An 8,680-nucleotide genomic window follows, 5' to 3' on the forward strand; every position below is an offset into this window, starting at 1 on the left:
GGTCGATTTCCCTTCAGAAGATGATGCCGTTGTGCTGGAAGAACCACAGTGCCGAGGTGAGCCAGATGCCGACGAGGCCGCTGAGCGTCAGGCCGCCCGCAACCGGAATCACCCAGCCGGGCAAGCCCTTTCTGGTCAGCAGCAGCATCTTGGTGACGAAGGCGCCATAGAAGAAGCAGCCGAACAGCGAGTGCAGCAGCACCCGGGTCTGATAGTCCTGGAACCCCAGGGCGTACAGGCAGTGCACAGCGACCGGCACGCTGACGAGCACGGCAAGCCGGCCCGACCAGACGTGGGCCAGGCCGATCCACGATGGCGCGAAGCCGCGGAGCCTGCCGTACATGCTCAGCGCGGAGCCGAATTGGAACAGCGCCAAGGCGGTCGCGAGCGTGGCGAGCCAGGTCTTCACCGCCGTCGGGCTGGAGAATCCGGCCACATTGACCGAAAAGAACCGTGGGTCATGCACTTTCCCGTACACGCCGAGCGCTGTCGCGACGGCCGCGCCGATCAGCAGCGGGACGACGATCGCCGCCGCCGACGCCGCGCTCGGCCGCACCCGCACGGTCGGGGCTTCTCGATCAGCCGACACTGTCACCACCACTCACCTTGCTCGCAGTTATCTTCTTGCCGTTGACGATCGCTGTCGCGCCTGCCACCAGGGCCGGGGCGGGTGAGGTGGAACCGTCGGCCGCCCGCTGGACTCCGGTGACGCCGCCGTTCGCGTCGACGATCCAGCTCTCGCGCTGGCCGCCGTCGTTGTAGACATACAGCCCCGCGGGCGGTTGCACCGGCGCCGCGGTGAAGCCCCGCTGCTCGCCGCCGAGCCACAGCGTCCCGTGTACGGCCTTGCCGTCGAAGCTGCCGTCGAGCCGGGCGTCGTTCTTGCCGGTCAGCTGCAACGATCCGTTCGTCGCGCTGCCCTGCAGCCAGGACTCGATCGTGGCGCCGTCGCACGCGTATGCGGTCGCCTTGCTGCCCTGTACGGCGATCGAGAGGGTGATGGCGCCGCCGGCCTGCAGCGGAATCGCGCCGATGTAATCGGCCTTCGCCGGGAACGGTGTTGCTGCGGGCGCGCCGGTGGTCGGCGGGGTTTGCGTCGTGGTGACCGAATTCGGCTTCGCCTGCGTCGGCTCGGTCTCCTTCGACATATTCACCACCAGCAGGACAGCGGCCAACCCGGCCACCGCCCCGAGGGTGAGCAATGGTCCCAGACGTTTCATAGGGTCTCCTCGATGTGCGGCCGTCGAAAGACCGGCCGAAGCGATCCCCGAACCCCACACTGCGCCGGTACCGCTGTCTCGCATTGTGTACGTGGTAGACCACCCGGGCGGTTCAAACCGACATTCACGGCCCCCCGGATCGGCGTGTCATATCTGCGTGTTTGCAGGTCAGGCGGCGGGAAAGCGGGCGCCTGGCGTGCGGTACGTCTTGATGCACCGGGCCCGACGACGGACCGAGCAACGGAAACGGCCACGAACCACGGGCCGAAGGCGGGCAGCTGGCATGGGCGGGCCGCGGCTCACGAGCGCGCGCGATAAGGAGCAGCCGACGGTGCTTGTCCGGAGCAGTCAGGTCGGACGGTCGACTGACATCGGCCCGGCGGTGGTTCGCGCTGTGGAGTCACGGGGCCAGTGCCTCGGCCGCACTCGTCAACGGGTGCTGGCGGTCGTGTTTCCGGCGGCTGATCGTTGCAGTTCATCCGGATGCGTGGTCGAGTCGGCGGCGAAGGGGAGTCGCGCTCTCGGTGCCGGTGCGGCGGTCGGTGCCTCGGCCGCATTCGTGCTCGGGCTCGGTGCTCACGGACGCGCGGTCGGTAATCGCAGTTCACCCAGGTGGTGGTCAACCGAGGTCGGCGGCGACGGTGTGTCGCGGTGCCGAGGCGGCGGCAAGCGCCCGCGCTGCACTGGGTGTCAGTTTCGCGCCCGCGCTGTGGGCTGCGGTGAATGCGCGATCACCGAGGGCTGCCAGGACAGTGCTTGTCGGGCCGTCGATGTCCGGGCGTTCGGCGGGGAGCAGCGCGATGCCGTTGGCCAGGCGGACGGCTTCGGCGGCACCCAAAAGGCGGGCGGCGGTGTCGTATTCGCCGAGACCTGCGGTGGCGGTGGCCAATCCGGCCAGGGCGAAAGCGGTGTCGCGTGGTGCGGCGATGCGTTGGGCGCCGTCGAAGGCCGTGAGGTGGAGGTCGAGTGCGGCCCCCGGCTCACCCCGCTGTTCGAGGAGATAACCGAGTTCGACTTGGAGCATGGGCAGGAACAGCGGCGTCTGTTCGGCGCCGGGCGGGGTCAGTGCCAGCAGTTCGCGCAGGATGTGTTCCGCCACATCGGGTTTGCCGTCACGCCGGGCGGCGAAGGCGAGCACCACCGAGGCGAAGATGCGGCCGGGGCCGTAGCCGTGTTCGGCCGCGATTCGCTGCGCCTGCGCACCGAGCGCGGTGGCGCGGTCGAACTCGGTGTGCTGCATGGCGATCCAGCCGAGCCAGCACAGATGGGTGCACACCTGGCCCCACAATTCCAGCTCCTGGGCGAGGCCGAGCGCCTCGGTGTGAATGTCGGCGGCTGCGGCCAGGTCGCCCGTCAGTTCCGCGAGGCCGCCGAGCCATTCGGCGGCCTGTAGTCTGCCCCAGCGGTCGTCGATCTCGGCGAAGATCCGCGCCGCTGAGCGGGCATTGTGCTCCAACGCGACCAGATCCACCCGGCTGTGCGCGGATTTCGCCAGCGCCACGTGCGCGGCCGCGATACCCCAGCGGTCACCGAGCTGTTCACACACCGGAAGCGCCCGGCGCACCAGTGCTCCCAGCTCCGGCAGGTCGCCGGATTCCAGCGCGGAGAAGGCGAGGAACAGCTCGGCGCGGGCCCGCCCCGCCGGATCGTCGACGGTGTCATAGACCGCGAACACCGCCGCGCGCTTCGCGGCGCCGTCGGTGAATTCGCCTTGCTGGAAAGCGAGTCCGGTATTCCATGCGAGAGCCGGTGCGCGCTGTTCGGGCGCGCCACCCAGCGCGAGCGCGGCATCGAACCACCGCCGGGCCTCGTTCAATCGCCCACGCAGCAGCCAATACCAGGCCAGCGCATTCACCAGCCGCAGCGCGTGGTCCGCGTCAGCCGCCCGCACGAATCCGTCCAGGGCGGCCCGCAGATTCGCATCCTCGCTGTCGAGTCGATGCAACCATCGCTGCTGGTCCGCGCCATACAGCTCCGGCGAAGCCCGTTCGGCCAGCAGCAGATAATAACGATGGTGGGCCCGGGCCACCGCAGCCGCTTCGCCCGCCTCCGCCAGCCGATCCATGCTGAACGCCGCCACCGACTCGAGCAGCCGAAACCGCCTGCCCGTTGCGTGCACCAGCGATCGATCCACCAGTCGCGCAACAATATCCGCGACCGTGGACAGGTCGAGGCGGGCAGTGGCGGTGTCCCCGTCGATCCCTTCCGCGCACACCGTTTCGGCGGCGTCGAGGGTGCAGCCACCCGCGTGCACGGCCAGTCGGCGAAGCACTGCCCGCTCGTCGTCGTCGAGTAGGCCCCAGCTCCAGTCGATCATCGCGGTGAGGGTCTGCTGGCGCGGCGGGGCGCCACGATGTCCGGTGGCGAGCAGGCGGAAGCGATCGTCGAGCCGGGCCACCATCTCGTGCACACCGAGCGCCCGCACCCGGGTCGCGGCCAACTCCAGGGCCAGGGGAATGCCGTCGAGTCTGCGGCACAGGGTGGCGACCGGTTCGGCGGTGTCGGCGTCGAGGACGAAGTCGCGGGCGCTCGCACGGGCCCGGGTCAGGAAAAGCTTTACCGCGCTGGACTGTTCGAGTTCGGTGAGATCGGCGTCGCGGGTCGGCACGGTCAAGGGCTCCACCGCGACGATGTCCTCACCGGGCAGCCGCAGCTGTTCGCGGCTGGTGGCGAGGATGTGCAGGTTCGGCGCCGCGCCTAGTAGCAGTTCGGCGAGGTCGGCCGCGTGGTCGACGACGTGTTCGCAATTGTCGAGGACCAGCAGCAGTTCTTGGTCGGCGAGTACCTCGCAGAGCAGCTCCGCCGGATCTGCGCCGTCGGTGGCTCGGATGCCGAGCACCTGCGACACCGCCTCCGCCAGCCAGATCGACCCGTCGGTCGCGGTCGGTTGCCGCGGCGCCAGTTCGACCAGCCAGGCGCCCTGAGGAAACCGTTCGGTCAGTCCAGCGGCGGCGGCGAGCGCGAGCCGGGTCTTGCCGACGCCGCCCGGGCCGGTCAGCGTCACCAGCCTGGCGTCGGAAACGGTGTCGCGCAGCCGAATCAGGTCCGCGTCGCGGCCGATCAGCTCGGTGCGCTGGGCGGGGATATTGGAATTGCGCCGCCGCAGTACTGTTTCCGGTCGCGGTGGGGCGAGCTGTAGTTCCTGCCCCAGAATCGAGCGTTGCAGGGCGACAAGTTCCGGACTCGGGTCGAGACCCAGTTCGTCGGCCAACTGCCGGCGCAGGTCCTCGTAGCTGTCGAGCGCCTCGGCCTGGCGGCCCGCACCGTAGAGCGCCCGCAAAAACCCCGCGCGCAATCGTTCGCGTAGTGGGTTTTCGCGCACGAAGGTCGCGAGATCGCCTGCCACCTCGCGATATTCGCCGAGTGACAGTCGCGCCTCCGCGAGTTCCTCGACCGCGACCAGCCGTTGTTCCTCCAGCTGGGCGATGGCCGGTTCGGTGAAGGTCGCGTCCCGGAAGTCGGCGTATGCCCGGCCGCGCCACAGACCGAGCGCTTCGGTGAGCGCCCGGACGTGCGCGGCCGTGTCCGTGGCGGCACGCGCGGTGGCCACCAGTGCGCGGAAACGCACCGCGTCGACGTCGGTGCCGCCGAGGCGATAGCCGGGCGGTGGCGACACCACCAGCTCGCGGCCACCGGGCTCCGCATCCTCGAGCGCCCTCCGCAGCTGCGACGCCTTGGCCGCCAGCGTGCCCGCGGGGTTTCCGGGCGGATCATCCGCCCAGATGTCGTCGACGAGCCGATCCGCCGAGACCGGCTGACCACCGTTGACCAGCAGGTCTGCCAATAGCGCCCGCACCTTGGCGCCCGGAATAGGGACGACCGTGCCCGCCTCCGTCCAGACCGTCAACGGACCAAGCACACCGAAACGCATACCCGCAGCTTAAGCGGCGCCCGCACCGGCACTCGGCACCGGAATTCGACCGTAAACAAACCGGAAGGCGCACAGCCCAGAGTTGGTGCCGACGAACAACACCGACCACCGAAGGAACCGACATGAACCTCCGCACCGCATTCGCCGCCGCTGCCCTCGCCGCCACCGCCCTGCTGTCGGGCTGCTCGGCCGCCGAGGACGCGCCTAGGCCCACTCCCGCCGCGGCCACTGGCGCCTACGCCGATGTGAACGGCCTGCACATGTACTACGAGGTGCACGGCACTCCGACCGCGCGGCCGCCGCTGGTGTTGTTGCATGGTGCGTTGTCGGGCATCGGCACCGACTTCGGTCAACTGATTCCGGAACTGTCCAAGACCCGCCAGGTGATCGCCGTCGAACAGCAGGCACACGGCCGCACCGCCGACATCGACCGCCCGCTGCGCACCCCGCAGATGGCCGAGGACACGGTGGCGCTACTGCGCCGGCTCGGCGTGCGACGCGCGGACATCCTCGGCTACAGCATGGGTGCCGGTGTCGCACTGGAGATTTCGCTGAAGCACCCCGAACTGGTGCGCAAGCAGGTCCTCGCGGCGGGCGGCCTCGACGCCAACGCGATGCACCCAGGGCTGCTGGACGGCCTTGCCGAGCTGCGGCCGGAAATGCTGCACGGTTCGCCCTTCTACGACGACTACATGAAGAACGCGCCGCGTCCAGCGGACTTCCCGCGTTTGGTCGCGCGGGTGAAGGATCACGACCAGAACGCGCTGCCCGCTTTTACGGCAGCGGCGGTGCGCCAGATCACGGCACCGACGCTGACGGTGATCGGCGACTCCGACATCGTCAGGCCCGAGCACGCGGTCGAGATGTTCCGGCTCTTCGGCGGCGGCATCATGGGTGACACGCCCGCGGGCCTGCCGAACGCGCAGCTGGCCATCCTGCCCGGCACCAGCCACATCACCCTGGTGCACCGTCCAGAACTGCTGCTGCCGATCATCCCCGCCTTCCTCGAAGCACCCACCCAGGACGTGCGGTGAGCGAGCTCGGCGATCGAACCGTGAATGCGGCGGTGGGCGCCGACGCACCGGGCGCGCCCACCGCGCGCCCGGTGCGGGTGACGCTGATCCTCGGCAGCACCCGCACCGGCCGATTCGGGCCGACGGTGGCGGGTTGGTTCGCGGGCCGGCTGCGCCGCCGTCGTGATGTCGAGCTGGACACTGTCGACCTCGCCACCGTCGGACTGCCCGATCAGCTCATCGATCACGACGAACCGATTCCCCCGTCGGTGCGGGAACTGGGCGAGCGCTTGGCCGCCGCCGACGCATTCGTCGTGGTCACGCCCGAATACAACGGAAGCTTTCCGGCGGCTGTGAAGAACGCCATCGACTGGTTCGACAGCGAATGGTCCGCCAAGCCGGTGACCGTCGTCAGCTACGGCCGCGACTCCGACGGCAGCCAGGCCGCCGCCCAACTGCGGCAGGTGTTCGGCGAACTGAATGCCGTTCCCATTCGCCGCACCATCCCCATCGCCAAGGTGTGGCAGCGCTTCGCCGCCGACGGCAGCTGGCCGCGCCGCGACGCCGAGCTCGACGAAACCGTCAACGTCGCAGTGGACCAACTCCTCTGGTGGGCCCGCGCATTGCGCGACGCTCGCGCCGGTGCACCGTTCGTGCTGTGAGAACATCCCGATACCCGGCCGCCGGCGCAGGACCTCGCACCGCGGATCTCCTGCTCGACCCCCGCGACCGAGCCCCGCTCTCGCACTCGCGCCACCGGCGCATCGTGTGGGTGACGCGCCGACGATCGCGCACGACTCGCCTTCGGCCGCCTCGGTGCTTTGAGGGTTACGTCGACGAATTCAGCCTATACAGCGTTCATGTTCAGGAAAGTCTCACTGGGAAGTTCAATGAGAAAATTCAAGGTAGGTGATCTCTCGAGAGAAAGGTTCGGTATGGATGCCGACGAAGTGAAGCGCTACATCGATGAGCATTTCGAGGGCGTGGTGGTCAGTGGGTATCTGGGTGACAGTTTCTTCATCTACGACCCGAACGGCGACCTGCCTGCCGAACGCCAAATCCCGTTCGCGACCATCGTGACCGGCGACAACTACGACACCGCCTCCGCGCTGGACCAGGACGACGCGTACCGGTTGAACATCTCTCTGACCAAGGACACCTTTACCGCGATGTTCGGCCAGGTGCCCACTCGGCGCGACGAGAACGGCACGCTGGCTACCGATTACGACTACGCGGCCAGGGATCAGCTGATGCCGCACCCTACCTACGGCGCTCAGCATTGGGTCTGTGTCGTGAATCCGAGTGACGAGACCTTCGACGCCATAGAACCACTGTTGGCCGAGGCCTACCGGTTCACCGCTCGCAAACATGCCAACTGGCAGGCACGCCGGCATTCTGTCGCACAACGGCAGGCCGACTGACGTATCGGCCCCGACCACTCATCGCGCGACCACGCCCGTGCCGATGATCAGGTGGCGCGGAGCGGTGGACCCGGCCCCCCTCATCACTGTGGTGGCCGGGTCCGCCGCATTCCGCGTCGCCTATCCGCGGGCGATGGTCTCGAAGACCTTCGGGTCGACGAGGGTCGAAGTATCGCCGAGTTCTCGGCCCTCGGCGACGTCGCGGAGTAGGCGGCGCATGATCTTGCCGCTGCGGGTTTTCGGGAGTTCGGGGACGATGTGGATTTCGCGTGGGCGGGCGATCGGGCTGATCTCCCTGGACACTTCGGCTTTCAGTTCGGCGATCAGTGCCGCGCCGGTATCGGCCGCACCGGCGGTGAGGATGACGAACGCGACGATGGCCTGACCGGTGGTGTCGTCGCTGGCGCCGACGACGGCGGCCTCGGCGACTCCGGAGTGCCCGACCAGCGCGGACTCCACCTCGGCGGTGGAGATGCGGTGGCCGGAGATGTTCATGACGTCGTCGACCCGGCCGAGCACCCACAGGTCGCCGTCGGTGTCGAGCTTGGCTCCGTCACCGGCGAAATACCAACCCGCGTCGGCGAATCGGTCCCAGTAGGTCTCCCGGAACCGGTCCATGTCGCCCCAGATGCCGCGCAGCATCGACGGCCACGGCTGGTCGAGGACAAGCAAGCCGGAACGGCCGTTGTCGAGTTCGCTGCCCTCGTCGTCGACGATCTTGGCGGAGATGCCGGGCAGTGGAGCCATCGCGGCGCCGGGCTTGGTCGCGGTGACGCCGGGCAGCGGGGAGATCATGATGGCGCCGGTCTCGGTCTGCCACCAGGTGTCCACGATCGGAGTTCGGTTGCCGCCGATGACATCCCGGTACCAGCGCCAGGCTTCCGGGTTGATGGGCTCGCCGACCGAGCCGAGCAGTCGCAGCGAGGAAAGGTTGTGGGCGTCGGGGATCTCGCGGCCCCATTTCATGAAGGTCCGCACCAGGGTGGGAGCGGTGTAATAGATGGTGACACCGTACTTTTCGATGATGTCGAAGTGCCGGTGCTCGTCGGGAGAGTTGGGTGTGCCCTCGTAGACGACCTGGGTGGTGCGGTTGGCGAGGGGGCCGTAGACGATGTAGCTGTGTCCGGTGACCCAGCCGATGTCGGCGGTGCACCA

The 8,680-nt window shown here is 68.6% G+C and carries 7 protein-coding genes; 3 read left to right on the top strand and 4 right to left on the bottom strand.

Annotated elements, in window-relative coordinates:
* Positions 1-13: 13 nt before the first annotated feature.
* The 3 genes from ACFU4Z_RS35255 to ACFU4Z_RS35265 all read right to left on the bottom strand — a co-directional run bounded on the left by ACFU4Z_RS35255 (position 14) and on the right by ACFU4Z_RS35265 (position 5,091).
* Positions 14-589: a DUF6529 family protein gene (locus tag ACFU4Z_RS35255; RefSeq protein WP_379072455.1), complete on the bottom strand. Its 576-nt coding sequence runs from the start codon at positions 587-589 to the stop codon at positions 14-16.
* Positions 579-1,220 carry a hypothetical protein gene (locus ACFU4Z_RS35260; protein ID WP_379072423.1) on the bottom strand — a complete coding sequence of 214 codons (642 nt, stop codon included), beginning with the start codon at positions 1,218-1,220 and terminating at the stop codon, positions 579-581. The genes ACFU4Z_RS35255 and ACFU4Z_RS35260 overlap by 11 nt, the downstream gene beginning before the upstream one ends.
* 619 nt (positions 1,221-1,839) lie before the next feature.
* Positions 1,840-5,091: a BTAD domain-containing putative transcriptional regulator gene (locus ACFU4Z_RS35265; RefSeq protein WP_379072426.1), complete on the bottom strand. Its 3,252-nt coding sequence runs from the start codon at positions 5,089-5,091 to the stop codon at positions 1,840-1,842.
* 122 nt (positions 5,092-5,213) lie between these two features.
* Here ACFU4Z_RS35265 and ACFU4Z_RS35270 point away from each other — a divergent pair, with 122 nt between their 5' ends.
* The 3 genes from ACFU4Z_RS35270 to ACFU4Z_RS35280 all read left to right on the top strand — a co-directional run bounded on the left by ACFU4Z_RS35270 (position 5,214) and on the right by ACFU4Z_RS35280 (position 7,525).
* Positions 5,214-6,125, top strand: coding sequence for an alpha/beta fold hydrolase (locus ACFU4Z_RS35270; RefSeq protein WP_379072429.1), 912 nt, complete (start codon positions 5,214-5,216; stop codon positions 6,123-6,125).
* Positions 6,122-6,766, top strand: coding sequence for an NADPH-dependent FMN reductase (locus ACFU4Z_RS35275; protein WP_379072433.1), 645 nt, complete (start codon positions 6,122-6,124; stop codon positions 6,764-6,766). Before ACFU4Z_RS35270 ends, ACFU4Z_RS35275 begins: the two co-directional genes overlap by 4 nt.
* 273 nt (positions 6,767-7,039) lie before the next feature.
* On the top strand, positions 7,040-7,525 hold the full coding sequence (locus ACFU4Z_RS35280) for a DUF6194 family protein (protein WP_379072436.1): 486 nt from the start codon (positions 7,040-7,042) through the stop codon (positions 7,523-7,525).
* A 120-nt stretch (positions 7,526-7,645) separates the two neighbouring features.
* Here ACFU4Z_RS35280 and ACFU4Z_RS35285 read toward each other — a convergent pair.
* On the bottom strand, positions 7,646-8,680 hold a 1,035-nt coding region (locus ACFU4Z_RS35285; protein ID WP_379072439.1), incomplete at its 5' end, for an AMP-binding protein.

Source organism: Nocardia sp. NPDC057440 (assembly GCF_042802915.1).
In the GTDB taxonomy this organism is placed as follows: domain Bacteria; phylum Actinomycetota; class Actinomycetes; order Mycobacteriales; family Mycobacteriaceae; genus Nocardia.